The 20,825-nt window shown below is 66.7% G+C and carries 22 protein-coding genes, 1 tRNA gene and 1 pseudogene; 16 read left to right on the forward strand and 8 right to left on the reverse strand.

Annotated features, from left to right (window positions below; all coding sequences use genetic code 11):
• Positions 1 to 4 precede the first annotated feature (4 nt).
• Entirely contained in the window at positions 5 to 958 is a 954-nt protein-coding gene (locus AC3A6Y_RS25995) for a YihY/virulence factor BrkB family protein (RefSeq protein ID WP_487871118.1), read from the forward strand.
• Here the strand turns inward: AC3A6Y_RS25995 and AC3A6Y_RS26000 are convergent.
• Complete coding sequence (locus tag AC3A6Y_RS26000) at positions 906 to 1,664, reverse strand: 3-hydroxyacyl-CoA dehydrogenase (RefSeq protein ID WP_487871119.1); 759 nt, start codon at positions 1,662 to 1,664, stop codon at positions 906 to 908. The genes AC3A6Y_RS25995 and AC3A6Y_RS26000 overlap by 53 nt on opposite strands.
• 146 nt (positions 1,665 to 1,810) lie before the next feature.
• A complete protein-coding gene (locus AC3A6Y_RS26005; protein WP_487871193.1) occupies positions 1,811 to 2,371 on the reverse strand; it encodes a phasin family protein in 561 nt (186 codons plus the stop codon).
• Positions 2,372 to 2,546: 175 nt separating this feature from the next.
• On the opposite strand from AC3A6Y_RS26005, the pseudogene AC3A6Y_RS26010 reads away from it, so the two are divergent.
• The 3 genes and pseudogenes from AC3A6Y_RS26010 to AC3A6Y_RS26020 form a co-directional block, all read left to right on the forward strand.
• Positions 2,547 to 3,066: pseudogene (locus tag AC3A6Y_RS26010) on the forward strand (arginase family protein); the annotation flags it as partial.
• Entirely contained in the window at positions 3,038 to 3,178 is a 141-nt protein-coding gene (locus AC3A6Y_RS26015; protein ID WP_487871196.1) for a hypothetical protein, read from the forward strand. The pseudogene AC3A6Y_RS26010 and the gene AC3A6Y_RS26015, both read left to right, overlap by 29 nt.
• A 4-nt stretch (positions 3,179 to 3,182) precedes the next feature.
• Positions 3,183 to 3,620 (forward strand): acyl-CoA thioesterase, encoded by a 438-nt coding sequence (locus tag AC3A6Y_RS26020; RefSeq protein WP_487871120.1) that lies wholly within the window; start codon positions 3,183 to 3,185, stop codon positions 3,618 to 3,620.
• A 63-nt stretch (positions 3,621 to 3,683) separates the two neighbouring features.
• Here the strand turns inward: AC3A6Y_RS26020 and AC3A6Y_RS26025 are convergent, their stop codons facing one another.
• Together AC3A6Y_RS26025 and AC3A6Y_RS26030 are read right to left on the reverse strand one after the other, a co-directional pair.
• Entirely contained in the window at positions 3,684 to 4,103 is a 420-nt protein-coding gene (locus AC3A6Y_RS26025) for a hypothetical protein (RefSeq protein WP_487871121.1), read from the reverse strand.
• Between the two features lie 30 nt (positions 4,104 to 4,133).
• Positions 4,134 to 4,367, reverse strand: a complete 234-nt coding sequence (locus AC3A6Y_RS26030; protein ID WP_487871122.1) for a CsbD family protein — start codon at positions 4,365 to 4,367, stop codon at positions 4,134 to 4,136.
• Positions 4,368 to 4,555: 188 nt separating this feature from the next.
• Here AC3A6Y_RS26030 and pncB point away from each other — a divergent pair, with 188 nt between their 5' ends.
• Genes pncB through AC3A6Y_RS26055 form a run of 5 tightly spaced genes read left to right on the forward strand, consistent with a single transcriptional unit; the run spans position 4,556 to position 10,697 of the window.
• Positions 4,556 to 5,767, forward strand: coding sequence for a nicotinate phosphoribosyltransferase (gene pncB, locus AC3A6Y_RS26035; protein ID WP_487871123.1), 1,212 nt, complete (start codon positions 4,556 to 4,558; stop codon positions 5,765 to 5,767).
• Complete coding sequence (locus tag AC3A6Y_RS26040) at positions 5,764 to 7,194, forward strand: sodium:proton antiporter (protein ID WP_487871124.1); 1,431 nt, start codon at positions 5,764 to 5,766, stop codon at positions 7,192 to 7,194. The genes pncB and AC3A6Y_RS26040 overlap by 4 nt, the downstream gene beginning before the upstream one ends.
• A gap of 2 nt (positions 7,195 to 7,196) precedes the next feature.
• Positions 7,197 to 8,183, forward strand: coding sequence for a 2-hydroxyacid dehydrogenase (locus AC3A6Y_RS26045; RefSeq protein ID WP_487871125.1), 987 nt, complete (start codon positions 7,197 to 7,199; stop codon positions 8,181 to 8,183).
• Positions 8,184 to 8,190: 7 nt separating this feature from the next.
• Positions 8,191 to 9,540: a DNA recombination protein RmuC gene (locus AC3A6Y_RS26050; protein ID WP_487871126.1), complete on the forward strand. Its 1,350-nt coding sequence runs from the start codon at positions 8,191 to 8,193 to the stop codon at positions 9,538 to 9,540.
• Positions 9,537 to 10,697, forward strand: a complete 1,161-nt coding sequence (locus tag AC3A6Y_RS26055) for an MFS transporter (RefSeq protein WP_487871127.1) — start codon at positions 9,537 to 9,539, stop codon at positions 10,695 to 10,697. Before AC3A6Y_RS26050 ends, AC3A6Y_RS26055 begins: the two co-directional genes overlap by 4 nt.
• A gap of 84 nt (positions 10,698 to 10,781) precedes the next feature.
• Here AC3A6Y_RS26055 and AC3A6Y_RS26060 read toward each other — a convergent pair whose 3' ends face one another.
• The 3 genes from AC3A6Y_RS26060 to earP all read right to left on the reverse strand — a co-directional run bounded on the left by AC3A6Y_RS26060 (position 10,782) and on the right by earP (position 13,603).
• Positions 10,782 to 11,648: an LOG family protein gene (locus tag AC3A6Y_RS26060; protein ID WP_487871128.1), complete on the reverse strand. Its 867-nt coding sequence runs from the start codon at positions 11,646 to 11,648 to the stop codon at positions 10,782 to 10,784.
• A 195-nt stretch (positions 11,649 to 11,843) separates the two neighbouring features.
• Entirely contained in the window at positions 11,844 to 12,398 is a 555-nt protein-coding gene (gene efp / locus AC3A6Y_RS26065; RefSeq protein WP_487871129.1) for an elongation factor P, read from the reverse strand.
• A gap of 134 nt (positions 12,399 to 12,532) precedes the next feature.
• On the reverse strand, positions 12,533 to 13,603 hold the full coding sequence (gene earP, locus AC3A6Y_RS26070; RefSeq protein WP_487871130.1) for an elongation factor P maturation arginine rhamnosyltransferase EarP: 1,071 nt from the start codon (positions 13,601 to 13,603) through the stop codon (positions 12,533 to 12,535).
• Positions 13,604 to 13,680: 77 nt separating this feature from the next.
• Here earP and uvrC point away from each other — a divergent pair, with 77 nt between their 5' ends.
• From uvrC to AC3A6Y_RS26085, 3 genes are read left to right on the forward strand one after another with little or no spacing between them, the layout of a single operon-like run.
• Positions 13,681 to 15,645, forward strand: a complete 1,965-nt coding sequence (gene uvrC / locus AC3A6Y_RS26075) for an excinuclease ABC subunit UvrC (protein WP_487871131.1) — start codon at positions 13,681 to 13,683, stop codon at positions 15,643 to 15,645.
• A 44-nt stretch (positions 15,646 to 15,689) separates the two neighbouring features.
• The gene (gene pgsA, locus AC3A6Y_RS26080; protein WP_487871132.1) at positions 15,690 to 16,256 is read left to right on the forward strand and encodes a CDP-diacylglycerol--glycerol-3-phosphate 3-phosphatidyltransferase; all 567 of its coding nucleotides are present in this window, start codon (positions 15,690 to 15,692) and stop codon (positions 16,254 to 16,256) included.
• The gene (locus AC3A6Y_RS26085) at positions 16,253 to 17,140 is read left to right on the forward strand and encodes a DMT family transporter (RefSeq protein WP_487871133.1); all 888 of its coding nucleotides are present in this window, start codon (positions 16,253 to 16,255) and stop codon (positions 17,138 to 17,140) included. Before pgsA ends, AC3A6Y_RS26085 begins: the two co-directional genes overlap by 4 nt.
• Positions 17,141 to 17,152: 12 nt before the next feature.
• Here the strand turns inward: AC3A6Y_RS26085 and AC3A6Y_RS26090 are convergent, their stop codons facing one another.
• Positions 17,153 to 18,100, reverse strand: a complete 948-nt coding sequence (locus AC3A6Y_RS26090) for a LysR substrate-binding domain-containing protein (RefSeq protein ID WP_487871134.1) — start codon at positions 18,098 to 18,100, stop codon at positions 17,153 to 17,155.
• 74 nt (positions 18,101 to 18,174) lie between these two features.
• Here AC3A6Y_RS26090 and AC3A6Y_RS26095 point away from each other — a divergent pair, with 74 nt between their 5' ends.
• From AC3A6Y_RS26095 to AC3A6Y_RS26110, 4 genes are all read left to right on the forward strand, one after another.
• Positions 18,175 to 19,077, forward strand: coding sequence for an alpha/beta fold hydrolase (locus AC3A6Y_RS26095; RefSeq protein ID WP_487871135.1), 903 nt, complete (start codon positions 18,175 to 18,177; stop codon positions 19,075 to 19,077).
• Entirely contained in the window at positions 19,074 to 20,159 is a 1,086-nt protein-coding gene (locus AC3A6Y_RS26100) for a tartrate dehydrogenase (protein WP_487871136.1), read from the forward strand. Before AC3A6Y_RS26095 ends, AC3A6Y_RS26100 begins: the two co-directional genes overlap by 4 nt.
• 245 nt (positions 20,160 to 20,404) lie before the next feature.
• Positions 20,405 to 20,677: an HU family DNA-binding protein gene (locus AC3A6Y_RS26105; RefSeq protein WP_007830705.1), complete on the forward strand. Its 273-nt coding sequence runs from the start codon at positions 20,405 to 20,407 to the stop codon at positions 20,675 to 20,677.
• Positions 20,678 to 20,693: 16 nt separating this feature from the next.
• Positions 20,694 to 20,769: transfer RNA gene (locus AC3A6Y_RS26110), tRNA-Val, on the forward strand.
• The last annotated feature ends 56 nt before the right edge of the window (positions 20,770 to 20,825 follow it).

Genomic DNA, 20,825 nt, shown 5'->3' on the forward strand with positions numbered 1-20,825 from the left:
TCGCATGATTCGCCATACCGTCCGCCACGCAGTGCCCTTGCTGCGCCACCCCCTTCGGTTCGCCTGGGAGGCAGCCAAGGCGTTCCGGGCCAACCAGGGCCTGCTGCTCGCGGGCGCGGTCGCCTACTACGCCCTGCTGTCGATCGTGCCGATCCTTATCCTGAGCGTGATCGCCATGTCGCACTTTGTCGGCCAGGCGGAGCTGCTGAGCTCGGTGGGTCGCTATCTGGAGTGGCTGCTGCCGGGCCAGTCACGGGCCATCGTTGCCGAGCTGTCGAACTTTCTCGACCATCGCGATGTGATGGGACCGGTGCTGCTGGTGACGATGATCTTCTTCAGCTCGCTCGCCTTCACGGTGCTCGAAAGCGCGATGGCGGTGATCTTTCATCACCGCAAGGCAAACCATTCACGGCACTTCCTGATTTCGGCGGTGATGCCCTATCTCTACATCCTTTGCCTGTGCGTCGGCTTGTTGCTGGTCACTCTGGTGGCGGGCGCGTTGCAGGTGATCGGGCAGGAAAGCGTCGAGCTGTTCGGCCGCCGGTGGTCGCTGTCGGGCGTGTCGGGGGTGCTGCTGTATCTGCTCGGACTGGGCGGCGAGATCTTCATGCTGACCTCGCTCTACCTGGTGATGCCCGTGGGTCGGCTGCGACTGCGGCACGCATTGCTGGGCGGCGTGACCGCGGCGCTGCTCTGGGAAGTCACGCGCCGCGTGCTGGTGCTGTACTTCGCCACGCTGTCGCAGGTCAACGTGGTGTACGGCTCGCTGACCACGGCGATCGTGGTGCTTCTGAGCCTGGAGATCGCCGCCACGCTGGTGCTCTTCGGCGCCCAGGTGATCGCGCAGTACGAACGCCTCGAACGCACCGGAAGCGCGAAGCCGATCCCGGGCGAGATCGCAGCGGTCAGCGCGGCGCCAGCCGGATCGCGCCGTCGAGTCGGATCACCTCGCCGTTGAGCATGTCGTTCTCGATGATGTGTTTCGCCAGCTTGGCGTAGTCCTCGGGTGTGCCCAGGCGCGAGGGGAAGGGCACGCTGGCGGCCAGCGCGTCCTGCACTTCCTTCGGCATGCCAAAGAGCATCGGCGTGCCGAAGATGCCCGGGGCGATCGTCATGTTGCGGATGCCGTTGCGTGCCAGGTCGCGGGCGATCGGCAGGGTCATGCCGACCACGCCGCCCTTGGAGGCGCTGTAGGCGGCCTGGCCGATCTGGCCGTCGTAGGCCGCGACCGAGGCGGTGGAGATCAGCACGCCACGCTCGCCGGTGGATTCCGGCTCGTTCCTGCTCATCGCGTCGGCCGCGAGGCGGATCATGTTGAAGCTGCCGATCAGGTTGACGGTGACGGTCTTGCTGAACACGGCCAGCGCATGCGGGCCGTTCTTGCCGACCGTCTTCTCGGCGGGCGCGATGCCGGCGCAGTTGACCAGGCCGACCAGCTTGCCGAGCTTCTGGGCTGCTGCCACGGCGGCCTGGCCATCGGCCTCCTGGCTCACGTCGCACTTGACGAAGACGCCACCGATGTCCTTGGCGACTTCCTCGCCCTTGTCCGCCTGCATGTCGGCGATCACGACCTTGCCGCCGTTTGACGCCAGCATCCGCGCCGTGCCTTCGCCGAGGCCCGAGGCGCCTCCGGTGACGATGAATACCTTGCCTTCGATCTGCATGTGCTCAGCTCCTCAAAGAATGCGTCCGTTCTGGCGATCATAGAGCGCAAAAAAAAGAGGCCCCGTCCGAAGACGGGGCCCTTGAATTGGATCCCGAAGGACCCAAGGAGACAATCGTCGCCCGCTCGAGGCGGGCTTGTTGCTGATCAGGCGCGCTTGCGGGCAGCGGTCTGCGCGGTGCTCTTGGCTGCGTTCACCGCCGTGGTCGACACGGCCTGGAAGTTGGCTTCGGCAACGTCCGTGGCTTGCTTGACGGCCTTCTGGACCGATTCGAAGGCGTTGTTGGCGGCGGCCACGGCGCTCTTCATCACGGCGACAGCGGTTTCCGAACCGGCGGGGGCGTTCTTGGCAGCACTGTCGACCAGGCCGACGAAGGCTTGCTGGGCTTCTGCGGCCTTGCTTTCGAACGCCTTGCTGAATTCCGCGCTGGTGCCTTGGGCGATTTCGTACAGGTGGCGGCTGTAAGCGGCAGTCTTTTCGGCCAGGGGCTGGAACAGGCCGGCTTGCAGGGCCAGCAGCTCTTGTGCGTCCTTGACGCTCAGCAGCGCTTGCGTCGTGCCGGCGGCTTCGGTCAGGGCGGCCTTGGAGGCGGTCACGTTCAGTTCGACCAGCTTCTCGACGCCTTCGAAGGCCTTGGTGGTGAGGCCGAACAGCGTTTCGACGTTGGCCTTGTGGGAGGCGATGATTTGGTCAGCAGTCAGTGCCATTTGTGGAGCTCCAGTTAGATAAAAGGGACGGTTCATGGTGAGCTGCCCTCTTCTTTTTATGTTGCGGCGCAGCATGGCGGAAGTATAGGCAGCGCCTTCGCCCTCTCCAAGAGATTTTTGCTGCTTTGCAGCAATTTAGAAGCAGATTTCTAAAACCGTGCCGACAATGTTCCATATGCGTGCTTTTTACTCGGGCCACTTCGTCTTGCCGCTGCCCCCTGGCCACCGCTTCCCGATGGGACGCTACGTACTGTTGCGGGAGCAGCTGGAGCGGCAGCTGCCGGAGGTCGAGATGCTGGAAGCACCACGTGCCAGCGACGGCGAGCTCGCGCTGGGCCCACGCGCCGCAATGGATCTCCGCCATCAGCGAGGGCACTGTTGAGCCGCAAGCCATGCGGGAGATCGGCTTTCCCTGGAGCGAAGCCATGGTCGAGCGCTTGCGCCGCTCGGCCGGTGCGACCGTCGCCGCCTGCCGGGCCGCCCTGGCCGAGGGCGTGTCGGCCAATATGGCCGGCGGCACCCATCATGCGAGCGCCGATCGGGGCGGGGGCTTCTGCGTCTTCAATGACGCCGCGGTCGCGGCACGGCTCATGCAGGCGGAACACGGAAGGCGCGGCCGCGTGCCGCTGCGGGTGGCGGTGATCGATCTCGACGTGCACCAGGGCAATGGCACTGCCCGCATTTTTCGCGATGACCGGTGGCTATGCCGACGACATCGCCGAGACCGTGCAGGTGCAGCTCGGCACCTTCCGTGTGGCCATCGACTACCGGGGACGCTGGCAGAATGCCGCGGCCAGAGGGCATTGATGAGATGAGCTCCAGACCTACTCCCCACCACCGCAGTGCATTCCGCGTCTTCCGGAGCATCCCGACGCGTTGGGCCGACAACGACGTGTATGGGCACGTCAACAACGTCATCTACTACGGGTGGTTCGACACCGCGGTCAATGCGCTGCTGATCGAGCGCGGCGCGCTGGACATCCACCATGGCGAGACGATCGGCTTCGTGGTCGAGACGCAATGCAACTACTTCGCACCGCTGGCCTTCCCGCAGACGGTGGAGGCGGGCGTCCGCGTGGCGCATGCGGGCAGCTCCAGCGTGCGCTACGAGATCGCCTTGTTCGCCGAGGGTGCCGAGACCGCGGCGGCGCAGGGCCATTTCGTCCATGTCTACGTCGACCGAACGACGAGACGGCCGGTGAAGCTGCCGGCGGCGCTGCAGGCGGTGGTGGACGAACTGCGCGGCTAAGGCCACGCCCAAGAAAAAGCGGCGTCCAGTGCGGACGCCGCTTCGCCTGTGTGGCCGGGACTCTTATTGCGTCTTGGCAGCCGGCTTCATCATGGCCCGGATGTCGGCCTTGGCCTTGGTCTCATCGGCCTTGGCCTGCTTCTCGCAAGCATTCTTGGCATCGCCCTTCTGGTCGTCGCACTTTTCCTTCGCGACCTCGTAGGTGGCCTTCACCTTCTCTTCTTCGACCTTGCGTGCGTTGGAGTCGCTGGGCTTGTATTGCTGTTCGAGTTCAGCCTTGGCCACGTTTTCCTTGCCCTTGGCTTCCTTCTCGCAGACATCCTTCGCGTTGTCCTTCATCGCGTCGCACTTGGCCTTGTCGACCTTGTAGGCGGCCTCGATCTTTTCCTTGGCGACCTTGTGTTCGTCCTGGGTCATCGCACTGGCCTGCGTGACCACGAAGCACGACGAAGCGATCGCGAGCATGAGCAGATGTTTCTTCATGGAGATACTCCTTTGTGTGATGTTGCTGGATCAGTACTTCTCGAACCAGAGCGCATCCGGCGTGCGGCCGTCGCGCGTCTCCCAGTCCTTGACCTGCCTTTCGGCTTCGTCGCGGCTGATGCCGTGGCGTTCCTGGATGCGTCCGAGCAGTTGGTCGCGCTTGCCGGCGATGACATCGAAGTCGTCGTCGGTCAGCTTGCCCCATTGCTCCTTGGCCTTGCCCTTGAGCTGTTTCCAGTTGCCTTCGATGGTGTCCTTGTTCATCGACCTATCTCCTTCAAGATGACGGTTTTGTCGCTGACCCATTGCTTGTGGCCGGCGTAATAAGGACTCTGGCTTGCGGGTCCGCAGAAAGCGGTAGGACGCCCGGGAAAGGGCCCGTAGGCACATGCCGACGCGGCCCGTGATAATCGGACGCACGCAGAAACCGGACACCAGCGCGCCGCATCATCATGATCATCCACAGCCTGCTCGACACCGATCTCTACAAGTTCACGATGATGCAGGTGGTGCTGCACCACTTCCCGGGGGCGCGCGTCGAGTACCGCTTCAAATGCCGCAACCCGGGCATCGACCTCGCGCAGTTCGCCGCGCAGATCCGCGAGGAGGTCCGCCATCTGTGCTCGCTGCAGTTTCGAGACGCGGAGCTGAGCTACCTGCGCTCGATGCGCTTCATCAAGAGCGATTTCGTCGACTTCCTCGGGCTGTTCCGCCTCAACGAGAAATACATCAAGATCATCCCTCAGGCCTCGGGCGAGCTCGATATCCGCATCGTGGGTCCGTGGCTGCACACCATCCTCTTCGAGATCCCGGTGCTGGCGATCGTCAACGAGGTCTACTTCCGCAACACCCAGCCGCATCCGGACATCGCAGAGGGCCGGCGGCGCCTCGAGACCAAGATCGTGCAGCTGCAGGGCGCGGGGCTGCAAGACCTGAAGATTGCGGACTACGGCACCCGCCGCCGCTTCTCCAAGGATTGGCACGAGGAGGTGCTGCGCACCCTGAGCGCCCGGCTTGGGCCGGTGACCTCGCCGCCGCAGCGCAGCGACAAGCCGCCGCAGTTCGCCGGCAGCAGCAACGTGCTCTACGCCATGAAGCTGGGCCTGATCCCGCTGGGCACCATGGCGCACGAATACCTGCAGGCCTGCCAGGCCCTTGGTCCCCGGCTGCGCGACAGCCAGGTCTTCGGCTTCGAGTCGTGGGCGCGCGAGTACCGCGGCGACCTGGGCATCGCGCTGTCGGATGTGTACGGCATGAGCGCCTTCCTGCGCGATTTCGACATGTACTTCTGCAAGCTGTTCGACGGCGCCCGGCACGACAGCGGCGATCCCTTCCAGTGGGGCGAGCGCATGCTGGCCCACTACGTCGCCAACCGCGTCGATCCGCAAACCAAGACGCTGATCTTCAGCGACAGCCTGACGATTCCGCGCACCATCGAGCTCTACCAGCAGTTCCGCGGCCGCTGCCAGCTGGCCTTCGGGATCGGCACCAACCTCACCAACGACCTTGGCTACGAGCCGCTGCAGATCGTGATCAAGATGGTCCGCTGCAACGACCAGCCCGTGGCCAAGCTGTCTGACACGCCCTCCAAGAACATGTGCGACGACGAGCGCTACCTGGCCTACCTGCGGCAGGTCTTCGAGATTGCCCAGCCGAACGCATGACACTTTCGCAAACGGTCACCCGATTCCTTCGCCTGCTGGCCACTGTCGCACTGCCGGCCCTGCTACCCGCCACCGCCTTCGCTGCCGACTTCGACGGCGGCGGCCTGTCGCCCTGGTGGGGCCTGCCCTTCGCGGGCCTCCTGCTGTCCATCGCGCTGATGCCGCTGCTGACGCCCCTGTTCTGGCACCACCATTACGGGAAGGTATCGGCCGCCTGGTCGCTGGCCTTCCTGCTGCCCTTCGCGGCAATCCACGGTGCGGACCTGGCGGGTGCGCAGCTCCTGCACGCGCTGCTGGCCGAGTACATCCCCTTCATCCTCTTGCTGACCGCCCTGTTCGTGGTGGCGGGCGGCATTCACATCCGGGGCAACCTGCATGGCACGCCGGGGCTCAACACCGGCATCCTGGCAATCGGGGCCTTGCTTGCCAGCCTGATGGGGACGACCGGCGCCTCCATGCTGCTGATCCGGCCCCTGATCCGCGCCAACGACAACCGCCGGCACCGGGTGCACGTGATCGTGTTCTTCATCTTCATCGTGTCCAACGTGGGGGGCTCGCTCACGCCGCTGGGCGATCCGCCGCTGTTCCTGGGTTTCCTGAAAGGCGTGGAGTTCTTCTGGACGGCACGCAACATCCTGCCCGAGACCCTGTTCATCGTCGGCATCCTGCTGGCGCTGTTCCATGGGCTCGACCGCTGGTATTACGGCAAGGAGGACTTGCTGCCCTTCGACCCCACGCCCGACACCCGCGGCGTTCGCTTCGATGGCGCCGCCAACTTCTGGCTGCTGGGCGGCATCGTCTTCCTCGTGCTGTTGAGCGGCATCTGGAAGTCACCCGTCAGCTTCGACATCCATGGCACCGTGCTGGGGCTTCCCGGCCTGGTGCGCGACGCCGGGCTGATTGCGATCACGTTGCTGTCGCTCAGGATCACGGCACGGCAGGTCCATGCCGACAACCAGTTCGGCTGGGCGCCGATGGCGGAGGTGGCGAAGCTGTTCGCCGGCATCTTCCTCACCATCATCCCGGTGATCGCGATGCTCAAGGCGGGCGTCCAAGGGCCTTTCGGCGCGGTCGTCGCGGCCGTGACGCGGCCCGACGGCCAGCCTGATCCGGCGATGTACTTCTGGGCCACCGGTGCGCTGAGCTCCTTTCTCGACAATGCGCCCACCTACCTCGTGTTCTTCAACACGGCGGGCGGTGATGCACAGGCACTCATGACCACTTACGCGTCGACCTTGGCCGCGATATCTGCCGGCGCCGTCTTCATGGGCGCGAACACCTACATCGGCAATGCGCCCAACCTGATGGTCAAGGCCATCGCAGAAAGCCGCGGCGTGCGCATGCCGAGCTTCTTCGGCTACATGATGTGGTCGGGCGCCATCCTGGTGCCGCTGTTCATTCTCTCCACCTTCATCTTCTTCCGCTGATCATGAGCAAACCCAAGATCCTCGTCGCCCGTTCGGTATTTCCCGAAACCATCGCCCGGCTGGAAACTCACTTCGAGGTCGATTCCAACCAGGACGACCAGAGCTGGAGCAAGGCGCAACTGATCCAGAAGCTCCAGGGCAAGCAGGGCGCCTTCACCACCGGTAGCGAGCGCATCGACGCCGAGGTGCTGGCAGCCTGTCCCGAGCTGAAGATCTGCGCCAACATGGCCGTGGGCTACAACAATTTCGACGTCGAGGCGATGACGGCCCGCGGCGTGCTCGCGACCAACGCGCCCGACGTGCTGACCGAGACCACCGCCGACTTCGGTTTCGCGCTGCTGATGGCCACCGCGCGCCGCATCACGGAAAGCGAGCATTTCCTGCGCGCGGGCAAGTGGGAGAAGTGGAGCTACGACATGTTCGCCGGCTCCGACGTCCACGGCGCCACGCTGGGCATCATCGGCATGGGCCGCATCGGGCAAGGCATCGCCAGGCGCGGCGCGCACGGCTTCGGCATGAAGGTGATCTATCACAACCGCTCGCGGCTCGATGCGCAGCTCGAGGCCGAATGCAAGGCCGCCTACGTGGGCAAGGAAGAGCTGCTGAAGACCGCCGACCACGTCGTGCTCGTGGTGCCGTATTCGGCGGCCTCGCACCACACCATCGGCGCCGCCGAGCTGGCCCTCATGAAGCCGACGGCCACGCTGGTGAACATCGCCCGCGGCGGCATCGTCGACGATGCGGCGCTGGCGGCGGCGCTGCGCGACAAGCGCATCGCGGCTGCGGGCTTGGACGTGTTCGAGGGCGAGCCCAAGGTTCATCCGGACTTGCTCCGGGTGCCGAACGTCGTGCTCACACCCCATATCGCCAGCGCCACCATCCCGACCCGGCGCGCCATGGCGGAACTGGCGGCGGACAACCTGGTGGGCTTCCTCATCGACGGCAAGCCGGTCACGCCGCTCAATCCCGCGGTGCTGGGAGGCAAGTAGACCCGTCATGCCCTTGCCGGAACCCTGGATTCTGATCGGCCTCGCCGCTCTCAACGTCGTCCTGTTGCTCTGGCTGCTGCTGCGCAAGCCGCCGCCACCCGACCACAGCACCCTTGTTGCCACGCTGGGCGCCGCCAACGAACGCATCGAGCGCGAGCTGCGGCACGAGATCGGCGAGTCCTCCCGCGGTACGCGGCAGGAGACGAGCCAGGCCTTTGCCACCTTCCAGCAGGCGCTGGTGCAGCAGGGGGCCGAGGCCACGCGCACGCAAAACGCGCAGATCGACGCCTTCGCGCAGCAGCTGAGCCTGTTGCAGAAAACGCTGGCCGACACCCTCAATACCCAGCTGCAGGGGCTGTCCGAATCGAATGCGCGGCGGCTCGCCGAGGTGCGCGCGACGATGGAGGCGCAACTCGCGCAGCTCCAGCAGAGCAACACCGCCAAGCTCGACGAGATGCGCAGGACCGTCGACGAGAAGCTGCAGAGCACGCTCGAAGCGCGGCTCGGTGAGAGCTTCAAGCAGGTGGCGGACCGGTTGGAACAAGTGCACAAGGGCCTGGGCGAGATGCAGACGCTCGCGGTCGGCGTCGGCAGCCTGCAGCGCGTGCTGACCAACGTGAAGACGCGCGGCGTGTTCGGCGAGGTGCAGCTCGAAGCGCTGCTCGAACAGGTGCTCACGCCCGAGCAGTACGCCCGGCAGGTCGAGACCAAGCCGCGCAGCGGGCAGCGGGTGGACTTCGCGATCCGCTTCCCCGGCCGCGGCAGCGACGGCGCGCCGGTCTGGTTGCCGATCGACGCCAAGTTTCCGCGCGATGACTACGAGCGCCTGCTCGATGCCCATGAGCGCATCGACGCCGGCGCCGCGGAACTCGCGGCGCGCGCGCTGGAGGCGCGCATCCGAAGCGAAGCCCGCTCGATCGCCGAGAACTACCTGGCTGCGCCGCACACCACCGATTTCGCGATCCTGTTCCTGCCGGTGGAGAGCCTGTATGCCGAGGTGCTGCGCCGCCCGGGGCTGATGGACGCGATCCAGCGCCAGCACCGCGTGACGCTCGCCGGGCCGACCACGCTGCTGGCGATGCTCAACAGCCTGCACATGGGCTTCCGCACGCTGGCGCTGGAGCAGCAGGCGTCCGAGGTGTGGAAGGTGCTCGGCGCCGTCAAGACCGAGTTCGAGCGCTACGGCGAATGGGTGGCGCGCATCAAGGAGCAGGTGGCCAAGGCCTCCGACACGCTCGACAAGGCCGACACCCGCGCCAAGCAGATGCGCCTGGCGCTGCGCAAGGTCGAGGCGCTGCCGGAGGCGCAGTCGCAGGCGCTGCTGCCGGCCGCCGACGACGGCGAACCGGGGACGTGAGCGCCGAGCTGCTGCGGCTGATCGCGGCGCAGATTCTGTTGCATGCGGCCATGGCCGGCATGCGCCTCGGCGCGCCGCTGCTGGCGCTGCAAAAGGGCTACAGCGCGGCCGCCGTCGGCCTGCTGATTGCGCTTTTCGCGCTGACCCAGGTGTTCCTGGCGCTGCCGGCCGGGCGCTTTGCCGACCGGCACGGGCTGAAGCGGCCGCTGATGCTGGCGGTGATCGCCGCCTCCTCGGGCGCCGCCTTGGCTGCCGTCCTGCCCTCCTTTCCGGTGATGTGCCTGTCGGCGCTGCTGACCGGCGGCGCCACCGGCGCGGCCGTCATCGCGCTGCAGCGCCATGTCGGGCGTGCGGCAAGCAACCCGGTGCAGCTCAAGCGGGTGTTCAGCTGGCTGGCGATCGCGCCGGCGGTCGCCAACTTCGTCGGTCCGTTCTGCGCCGGCCTGCTGATCGACCATGCGGGCCGCAGTCCGGCCGACCTGCCGGGCTTTCGCATCGCCTTCGCCGTGCTGGCGCTGCTGCCGCTCGCCGGCTGGCTCTTCGCTCGCCGCACGCAGGAACTGCCCCGCATCGCGCCGGCGGTAGGCGGCGCCAAGCCGCGCGCCTGGGACCTGCTGCGGCAATCCATGTTCCGGCGCCTGCTGTTCGTGAACTGGCTGCAGTCCTCCAGCTGGGACGTGCATGCCTTCCTGCTGCCCATCCTGGGCCACGAGCGCGGGCTCGGCGCCTCGGTCATCGGGTCCATCCTCGGCGCATTCGCCATTGCTGCGGCGGTGATCCGCATCGTGCTGCCCCTGGTGGCCGCGCGTGCGTCGGAGCGCAGCGTGATCGCCGCTTCGTCCGTGGTGACGGCCATCGTGTTCGCGGTCTATCCGCTGCTGTCCTCGGCGCTCGCGATGGGCGCGTGCTCGGTGGTGCTGGGCTTCGCACTGGGCGCGGTGCAGCCGATGGTGATGAGCATGCTGCACCAGATCACGCCGCATGCGCGTCATGGCGAGGCGCTCGGGCTGCGGCTGATGACCATCAACGCCTCCAGTGTCGCCATGCCGATGCTGTTCGGCTCGATCGGCGCGCTGATCGGCATCGGCGGCGTGTTCTGGCTGGCCGGCGGGGTGGTGGCGCTGGGGACGCGGGCGGTCTGGGGCCTGAAGGCCTGAGATCCCGCCGGCCGTTCGCAAGGGCGCGCTTGCCGCAGCCGACGGCGAAGGTGCTCCAGTGAGGCCCGCGCGCCGGCGCGGGGGTTAGAGCTTATAGAAGCGCTTGATCGCAGTCCATGCGTCCTGCGGCGTGTCCACGTACTCGACCAGCCTCACGTCCTCGGGCGAGATCACGCCTTCCTCGGCCAGGAAATCGAAGTTGATCAGCTGTTTCCAGTAGTCCGAGCCGAAGAGCACGATCGGCACCGGCCGGGCCTTGCGCGTCTGCACCAGCGTGATCACCTCGAACAGCTCGTCCAGGGTGCCGAAGCCGCCGGGGAAGGCCACCAGCGCCTTCGCCCGCATCATGAAGTGCATCTTGCGGATGGCGAAGTAGTGGAACTTGAAGCTCAGTGCCGGCGTGACGTAGGGGTTGGCCTCCTCCTCCATCGGCAGCGCGATCGCCAGGCCGACCGAGAGGCCGCCGCCCTCATAGGCGCCGCGATTGGCGGCCTGCATGATGCCGGGGCCGCCGCCGGTGGCGACGAAGAGCTTGTCCTCCGGCTCCTTGTCGTCGCTGTACTCTGCGACCAGCTTGCCGAAGGCGCGCGCTTTTTCGTAGTAGTGCGAGCTGCGCGCCAGCTTGCGCCAGCGTGCGGCGGCCACCGCGTCGCCGGCGGCATCGGCCTGGGCGATCAAGGCGCCGGATTCCTCCTCGCTGCGGAAGCGCGCGCTGCCGAACACCACCACCGTGTTCTCGATGCCGTGGGCACGCATCTCGAGGTCGGGTTTCATGAGTTCCAGCTGCATGCGCAGCCCGCGCGTTTCGCGCCGCAACAGGAACTCGGGGTCGGCAAAGGCGAGTCGCGAGGGGTCCGAGTGGAGGGGAAGGCCCTTGTCGGCATGGGCCTGGAGGGTGGCCCAGGCGTCGGCGAGGCGCTTGTTGTGGAGGTCGTGTGTGTTGTTGGGCATGGTCTGTCGTCAGGGCGAGTCTCGGATTGTGCGCGCAGCAGGATTCGAGCCCGAAATTGAGAAGAGCCTCGGAAGCGGCCGAACGATGGTGCTGACCGGCCATCGATGTCGGTGCGTACGGAAGGGCCGTTCATCCTCGCAGCGTACGCAAAAAAGGCTCCCGGAGGAGCCTTTTGACGCAAGCGCGGGTGCCGTTCAAACGCGTTTGCGGTATTCGCCCGTGCGGGTGTCGATCTCGATGCGGTCGCCCTGGGAGACGAACAGCGGCACGGGAACCTCGAAACCGGTGGCGATCTTGGCGGGCTTCAGCACCTTGCCCGAGGTGTCGCCCTTGACGGCCGGCTCGGTCCAGGTGATCTCGCGCTCGACGCTGGTGGGCAGCTCGACCGAGATGGCCTTGCCGTCGTAGAACACCACTTCGACCGGCATGCCGTCCTCGAGGTAGTTGAGGGCGTCGCCCATGTTCTCGGCCTCGACCTCGTATTGGTTGAATTCGGCGTCCATGCAGACGTACATCGGATCGGCGAAGTAGGAATAGGTGCAGTCCTTCTTCTCGAGGACGATCTGCTCCATCTTGTCGTCGGCCTTGAACACCACTTCGGTGTTGAAGTTGGCGATCAGGCTCTTGAGCTTCATGCGCACGGTGGCGGAGTTGCGGCCGCCGCGGCTGTATTCGGTCTTGAGGACGACCATCGGGTCCTTGCCATGCATGATGACGTTGCCGGCGCGGATTTCTTGAGCGATTTTCATAGTCAGGGTCTCGGATGTTGGCCGCTCGGCGTGTCTGTGGCCTGGATCCCTTGACACATTCACCGCGGCGGGTTCAGCGGATGAGTGCGGCAGTGCCTGAAAGCACGGGCCGGAAATCCGCAAAGCCTGCAATTCTAACTTTTTTGGGCGACGAAATGCCGTAAACGGCCCACAAGGCCATCCTGACGGAGCAGGCGATCGCGTGCTGCAGCGACGGCGGCCTGCCAGGGCGCAAGCGCCGCTCGGCCAAGCTCCGGCAGCTCACCCGCGGCCATGCCGTTCCACAGGTGATGAAGGCGGCGCAGCTCGGGCGGGGCCTCCAGCCAGTCGAGGAAGGCATTGAGCTTGGTGTGATGGGCGTCGTCGTCCTGGGCGTAGATCTGCCAGACAAAGGGCGCGCCGGCCCAGAGGGCGCGCACCAGCGAATCCTCGCCCCGCACGAAGTTGAGGTCGCAGGCCCACAGCAGGTGATCGAAATCGCCCTGGGTCAAGTAGGGCAACCAGGTGATGGACAGCGCACCGCGCCGGGCCGGCCCGGGTGGCAGCGCGCGCGAGGCGCGGCCGGCGGTCACCAGCAGGCGGGTGGGCTCGCCCGCGTGCTCGAAGTAGGCCAGCAAGGCCTCGAGCGCGGGCGGTTCGTAGCAGAACAGGCAGACCAGGCGCTCGCCGTTCCATGGGATGTTCTGCCGAGCGAGCCAGGCTGCCCGATCGAAGCGTGCGCGTCGCGCCGGCAGGTCGGCCTCGCGCAGCAGGCCGCCCGTCGATGGGGTGAAGCCGGGGTAGAAGAAGTGCTTGGTCAGGCCGGCGCCCGGGCCCTTGAACACGGGCGAGGGCAGCCCGTGGAGGCGTTCGACGTAGGGCTCGGCGGAGAGGTATTCGAGGTTGAGCCACACGCGGCGCGCCGCGCCCGGAAGCGCCGGCTGCGCGAAGCGCGCAACGAGCTCGGGCGCGGGATCGCAGCCGAAGGCCTCGATCAGCACGTCGGGCGGCGGCGCGGCGGCGGCCTCCTGCGCGGCGCCGGCGGCGGTCCACGGGACCACGCGTACAGCGGGATGGCCCTCAGGCGCCATCCAGGCCAGCGCGGACGCGTCGTCGATCCACAGCCGCACCGTGTCGCCGGCGGCCGCGAGCCCGCACGCGAGGCGCCAGCACACGCCGACGTCGCCATGGTTGTCGATGACCTTGCAGAAAATGTCCCAGCGCATCGCGGGATACTCTACTGCCCGTTTCTTCAGCCGGTTTCCTCGACCCCGCCGCGGTCGCGCCAGCACAATAGCGCCCGATGTCAGACACGCATTCCGATCAACTGCTCAGCGAGGTCGCGGCGCTGCCGCAACTGCCGGGCGTCTACCGCTATTTCGACGCCACGGGCGCGGTGCTCTACGTGGGCAAGGCGCGCAACCTGAAGAAGCGCGTCGCCAACTATTTCCAGAAGAACCACGGCGGCACGCGCATCGGCCACATGATCTCGAAGATCGCCCGCATGGAGACCACGGTGGTGCGATCCGAGGCCGAGGCGCTGCTGCTCGAGAACAACCTGATCAAGACGCTCAAGCCCCGCTACAACATCCTGTTCAGGGACGACAAGAGCTACCCCTATCTCAAGATCGCGTCGCACAGCTTTCCGCGCCTGGCCTACTACCGCGGTTCGGTGGACCGCAAGCATCGCTATTTCGGCCCCTACCCGAGCGCCTGGGCGGTGAAGGAGTCGATCCAGCTGCTGCAGAAGGTCTTCAAGCTGCGCACCTGCGAAGACACGGTGTATGCCAACCGCACGCGGCCCTGCCTGCTCTACCAGATCAAGCGCTGCACCGGGCCCTGCGTGGGCTACATCACGCCCGAGGCCTATGCGCAGGACGTGGCCAATGCCGAGGCCTTCCTGATGGGCGACACGCAGGTGGTGCTTTCCCAGCTCGAGGCGCGCATGACGGCGCATGCCGAGAAGCTGGAATTCGAGCAGGCGGCCGAACTGCGCAACCAGATGTCGGCGCTGTCGCGCGTGCTGCACCAGCAGTCGGTCGAGATCGCCTCCGACAAGGACGTGGACATCCTCGCCGTGAAGGTTCAGGGCGGCAAGGCCTGCGTCAACCTGGCGATGGTGCGCGGCGGCCGGCACCTGGGCGACCGCGCCTATTTCCCGGTTCACGTGGAAGACGCAACGCAGATCCGGTACGGCACGCAGGATGTCGAAGGCGAGGAGGCCCCCGGCGCCTTCGCCGGATCGGTCGAGGTCCAGGTGCTCGAGGCTTTCATCGCCCAGCATTACATCGACGTTCCGGTGCCGCCCACGCTGGTGCTGAGCGAGCTGGTGGGCCGCGAGCTGATCGAGGCCATCTCTCAGCAGGCCGGCACGCGCGTGACGGCCGTGTTCCAGCCGCGCGAGCAGCGCCGGCACTGGCTGGAGATGGCGCTGACCAACGCGGGCCTGCAGCTCGCGCGCCTGCTGGCCGAGGAAGGCTCGCAGCAGGCGCGCACGCGTGCGCTGGTGGACGCGCTGGAGCTCGCGCCGGACGATCTCGACAACTTTCGCGTCGAGTGTTTCGACATCTCGCACACGGCGGGCGAGGCCACGCAGGCCTCCTGCGTGGTCTTCGAGCATCACGCGATGCAGAACCGCGAGTACCGGCGCTACAACATCGACGGCATCACGCCCGGCGACGACTACGCGGCGATGCGCCAGGTGCTGCATCGCCGCTACGGCAAGCTGGCCGAGGCGATGGCCGCGGAGACCGAGGCACCGCCGGCGGGCGACGCGGCAGGGGCCGGCAGCGATGCCCGGCCCGGCACGCGCGGCGCGCGCATGCCGGATCTGGTGCTGGTCGACGGCGGCAAAGGCCAGGTGTCGATGGCGCGCGAGGTGTTCAGCGAGCTGGGTCTGCCGCTGTCATTGATCGTCGGGGTGGAGAAGGGCGAGGGCCGCAAGGTCGGCCTGGAGGAGCTCGTCTTTGCCGACGGCCGTGAAAAGGTGTACCTCGGGCGCGACTCTGCAGCCCTGATGCTGGTGGCGCAGATCCGCGACGAGGCGCATCGCTTCGCCATCACCGGCATGCGCGCGAGGCGGGCCAAGGTGCGCGTGGGCGGCAGCCAGCTGGAGGACATTCCCGGCATCGGCCCCAAGCGGCGCGCGCGTCTGCTGCAGCGCTTCGGCGGCATTCGCGGCGTGGCGGCTGCAAGCGTCGAAGACATCGCATCGGTCGACGGCATCGCGCTCGAGTTGGCGGAAGAAATCTACCGGGCGCTTCACTAGATCGCCCAGCGGACAAGCCTGGGGCGGGCCATATACTCGCCTGCATGTTCTGGACGCTTCCGACCATCATGACGTGGACGCGCATCGTCGCGATTCCGCTGATCGTGGGGGTGTTCTACCTGCCCTTGAGCGAGCCCATGCGCAACCTCTTGGCCACGGTGATGTTCATCGTGTTTGCCGCCACCGACTGGCTTGACGGCTTTCTCGCCCGGCGTCTCAACCAGACCTCGGCCTTCGGCGCCTTCCTCGACCCGGTGGCCGACAAGTTCCTGGTGTGCGCCTCGCTGCTGGTGCTGGTGCACCTGAACCGCACCGACGTGTTCGTGGCGCTCATCATCATCGGCCGCGAGATCGCCATCTCTGCCCTGCGCGAGTGGATGGCGCAGATCGGCGCGGGCAAGAGCGTGGCGGTCCACATGATCGGCAAGGTCAAGACCGTCGTGCAGATGGTGGCGATCCCCTTCCTGCTTTTCGACGGCCTCCTGTTCGGCGTGATCGACACCGGCACCTGGGGCCAATGGCTGATCTGGGTCTCGGCCGTGCTCACGGTCTGGTCGATGGTCTACTACCTCCAGAAAGCCATACCGGAGATCCGGGCCCGGGCCAAATGACGGCGGTTGCAGTCCCGGCGTCCTCCGCTTGGGTGCGGGCCATGCCCGCGGTTTTCGTGCTGATCTGGAGCACAGGCTTCATCGTGGCGCGCTACGGCATGCCCCATGCGCCGCCACTCAAGTTCCTCGCCGTGCGCTATGCACTGTCGGTGCTGTGCTTTCTGGTCTGGGTGTGGGTGGCGCGCGTGCAATGGCCGCGCGAGCGCGCGCAGTGGGGGCATCTGGCGGTCACCGGCGTCCTGATGCAGGCGGGCTACCTCGGTGGCGTGTGGGCTGCGGTCCGGGCCGGCATGGGCTCGGGGCTGATCGCCTTGCTGGTCGGCGTACAGCCGGTGCTCACGGCCGTGTGGCTGTCGATGCGCGGTGGTTCGATCTCGCGCCGCCAATGGACCGGCCTTGCGCTGGGCTTCGCCGGCCTGGTGCTGGTGGTGCTGCGCAAGCTGGGGCAGGGCGGGGAGGTGAATGCGCTCACGATGGGGCTGGCGCTGATGGCGCTCGTTTCCATCACCTCCGGAACGCTGTATCAGAAGCGCTTCGTCGCGCCTTGCGACGTGCGTATCGCAGGCGCGGTCCAGCTCGCCGCAGCCTTGTTGGCCACGTTGCCCTTCGCGGCCCTGGAGGCCGACAGCATCCAGTGGAACTTGCAATCGGGCGGCGCCATGGTCTGGTCGGTGCTCGCACTGTCGCTGGGCGGCAGTTCGCTGCTCTACATGCTGATCCAGCGCGGCACCGCGACGGCGGTGACCAGCCTCCTGTACCTCGTGCCGCCCTGCACGGCGCTGATGGCCTGGCTCCTGTTCGCCGAGCCGATCACGGTGCCGACGCTGGTGGGCATTGCGATGACGGCTGTCGGCGTGAGCCTGGTGGTGCGCGGCGAGCGCTGAACCGGCTCCCCCTCAGCGAGTTCGGCGGGCCGCAGGCTTCCATGGCTCGCCGCGAAGGCCATCGAGCAGGAAATCGACCAGCTCGCGCACGCGCCGCGGCGTCTTGGGGCGCCAGGGGGCGACCCACTGGATGTCGGCATCCGGCATCGCGTACTGCGGCAGCAGCTGCACCAACTCGCCCGACGCCAGTTGCGGCGCGATGTCCCACAGGCTTCGCAGCATGATGCCGTGGCCGGCCAGGCACCAGTCGCGCACGAGCTCTCCCGAATTGCTGGCGAGCGGCCCGCGCACGCGCACCCGCGCGATGCTGCCGTCTCTGGCATTGCGCAGCGACCACAGCGTGGCATCGCGCTCGCCCGCCTCCCCGCCGTTCTCGCGTGCCACCAGGCAATCGTGCGTGGCCAGTGCGGCGAGGTCGGCAGGACGGCCTCGCCGCTCGATGTACGCGGGCGCCGCAGCGAGCACGCGCTGGTTGCGTGCGATGCGGCGCGTGACCCAATCGCCCGCATGGCGGCGCTGCACCGGCCACAGCCAGACGGCGCCGTCATAGCCTTCCGCGCCGAGCTCGGGCAACTGCTCGACCAGTTGCAGCTGGATCTGCAGCGCCGGGTGGCGAGCCTGGAAGCTCGCCAGCGCCGGGCCGAGCCAGCGTCGGCCAAAGCCGAAGGTCGCGGCCAGCCGGATCGAGCCCACCAGTTCGTTCTGCCGCTCGCCGAGCTCGTTCTCCAGTGCCGCAAAGCCCTGCAGCAGAGACCGGGCGTGCAGGCAGACCGTTTCGCCCTCGGCGGTAGCGCTGAGTCGACGCGTCGTGCGATCAAACAGGCGCTGCCCGAGCCGTGCCTCGAGCGCACCCAGTCGCTTGGTGACGACGGAGGGCACGACGTCCAGCACCGCCGCCGCGCCTGCAAGGCTGCCGCGGTCGCGGATGGCGGTCACGAGTTCGAGATCTGCGCGATCCATTGGTGCAATTGTGGAAAGTATGAATTGGCTCATTGTTGCTTGCTCCCGTCTGGGGCGCAACGCACAATTCCGCTGTGTTCACCTCCTTCTCTAGCTTCGATTTGTCGCGCGACGGCGTCCGCCTGCATGGCCGGATCGGTGGGCGTGGCGCGCCCTTGCTCCTGCTGCACGGCCATCCGCAGACGCATGCCATCTGGCATCGCGCGGCGCCGGCGCTGGCGGAGCACTTCACCGTCGTCGCGATCGATCTGCGGGGTTATGGCGATTCGGGGCGGCCGCCGGCCGACGCGCAACACCTGCACTACAGCAAGCGCGAGATGGCGCTCGATGCGCTGGCCGCCATGCAGCACCACGGCTTCGACCGCTTCGGCGTGCTCGCGCATGATCGCGGCGCGCGCGTGGCCCATCGGCTGGCGGCGGACCATGCCTCTGCAGTCGAGCGCCTCATGCTGCTGGACATCGCACCCACGCTCGCGATGTACGAGAACACCACGGAAGCCTTTGCGCGCGCCTACTGGCACTGGTTCTTCCTGATCCAGCCACCCCCCTTGCCCGAGGCGTTGATCGATGCCGACCCGGTGCGCTATGTGCGCAGCGTCATGGGCGGCCGCTACGCGGGGCTGGCCCCCTTTGCCCCCGACGCGCTGGCCGAGTACGAGCGCTGCATCGCGATCGAGGGCACGGCCCAGGCTCTGTGCGAGGACTACCGCGCGTCGGCGAGCATCGATCTCGAGCACGATCGCGCGGACATCGTCGCCGGCCGCAAGCTCGCGCAGCCGCTGCGCGTGCTGTGGGGCGAGCATGGCGTGGTGGGCCGCTGCTTTGATGTGCTCGCGCTGTGGCGCGAGCGCGCTCTCGAGGTGTCCGGTGGCACGCTGCCCTGCGGCCACTACATTCCCGAAGAGGCGCCGAGCGAGTTGCTGGCCGAGGCGCTGCCTTTCTTTCTTCAGCGCACAGACCAAGGACAGAGACCATGAGCAAGCACCGCATCGCAGTCATCGCCGGCGACGGCATCGGCAAGGAAACCATGCCCGAGGGACTGCAGGTGCTCGATGCCGCGGCCCGCAGGTTCGGCATCGACCTGCATTTCGACCACTTCGATTTCTCCAGCTGGGACTACTGCGAGAAGCACGGCAAGATGCTGCCGGACGACTGGAAGGAGCAGATCGGCGGCCACGACGCCATCTACTTCGGCGCCGTTGGCTGGCCGGAGAAGATCCCGGACCATGTCTCGCTGTGGGGTTCGTTGCTGCTGTTCCGCCGCGAGTTCGACCAGTACGTCAACCTGCGGCCGGCGCGCCTGATGCCCGGCATCATCGCACCGGTGGTGCGGCGCGACGGCTCCCCGCGGCAGCCCGGCGAGATCGACATGTACATCGTGCGGGAGAACACCGAGGGCGAGTACTCGAGCATCGGCGGGCGGATGTACGAAGGCACGGCGCGCGAGATCGTCATTCAGGAGACGGTGATGTCGCGCACGGGCGTGGACCGCGTCCTCGAGTTCGCCTTCGAGCTGGCGCAGTCGCGGCCGAAGAAGCACCTGACCAGCGCGACCAAGTCCAACGGCATCTCGATCACCATGCCGTACTGGGACGAGCGGGTGGCCGAGATGGCGAAGAGCTATCCGGGCGTCAAGCTCGACAAGTTCCACATCGACATCCTGACGGCGCACTTCGTACAGCGTCCCGACTTCTTCGACGTGGTGGTGGCCAGCAACCTGTTCGGTGACATCCTCTCGGACCTGGGTCCGGCCTGCACCGGCACCATCGGCATCGCGCCGAGCGCTAATCTGAACCCGGAACGCACGACGCCCTCGCTGTTCGAGCCGGTGCACGGTTCAGCCCCCGACATCGCCGGCAAGGGCATCGCCAATCCGATCGGCCAGATCTGGTGCGGGGCCATGATGCTCGAATTCCTCGGCCACAAGGACGCGCACGATGCGATCCTGAGTGCCATCGAGAAGGTCTTGGCGCCGGCGAGCGGGGCGCCGCGCACGCCGGACATCGGCGGCAATGCGACCACGGCCGACCTGGGCCGCGCGATCGCGCAGGCGCTCTGAGCGCCAGGCGCCGGAAAGGAGGACCGGCGCCAAACCCCACTAAAATCGCGGTCCTCGCTGGATTGCACGGGTGAGTGTCATATTGACACCCTGTGGACCAGTGGTTGTAATCCTTCTCGGCAGTGCGCTGCCGGCGCGTCAGAACTGCCATCCTTTTTTCTTCATCGGACCCCTTGGCTTCGTCACGGGGCCGGCACCGCTTCTGACGCTACCCGATCAACTATCTTTTCCTACAAGGGGTCCTTGTGAACAAAACCGAACTGATTGAGCACATCGCAAAAAACGCCGACATCTCCAAAGCCGCTGCCACGCGCGCCTTGGAATCGACGATCGGCGCCATTCGTACGACGCTCAAAAAGGGCGGCTCGGTCTCGCTCGTCGGTTTCGGTACTTTCGCTGTGGGCAAACGCGCTGCGCGCACCGGTCGCAATCCGCGCACCGGCGACGCGATTAAAATCAAGGCCGCCAAGATCCCGAAGTTTCGTCCCGGCAAGGCGCTGAAAGATGCGCTGAACTGATGAACGGTTTCCGGTTGGGTGCTTAGCTCAGCTGGTAGAGCGGCGCCCTTACAAGGCGTAGGTCGGGGGTTCGAACCCCTCAGCACCCACCAACCGATGCAAAGGCGAACAAGCAGTTCGCCTTTTTTGTTTTTCGCTACAGAGACAC

Source organism: Variovorax sp. Soil_C_17, from assembly GCF_057657265.1.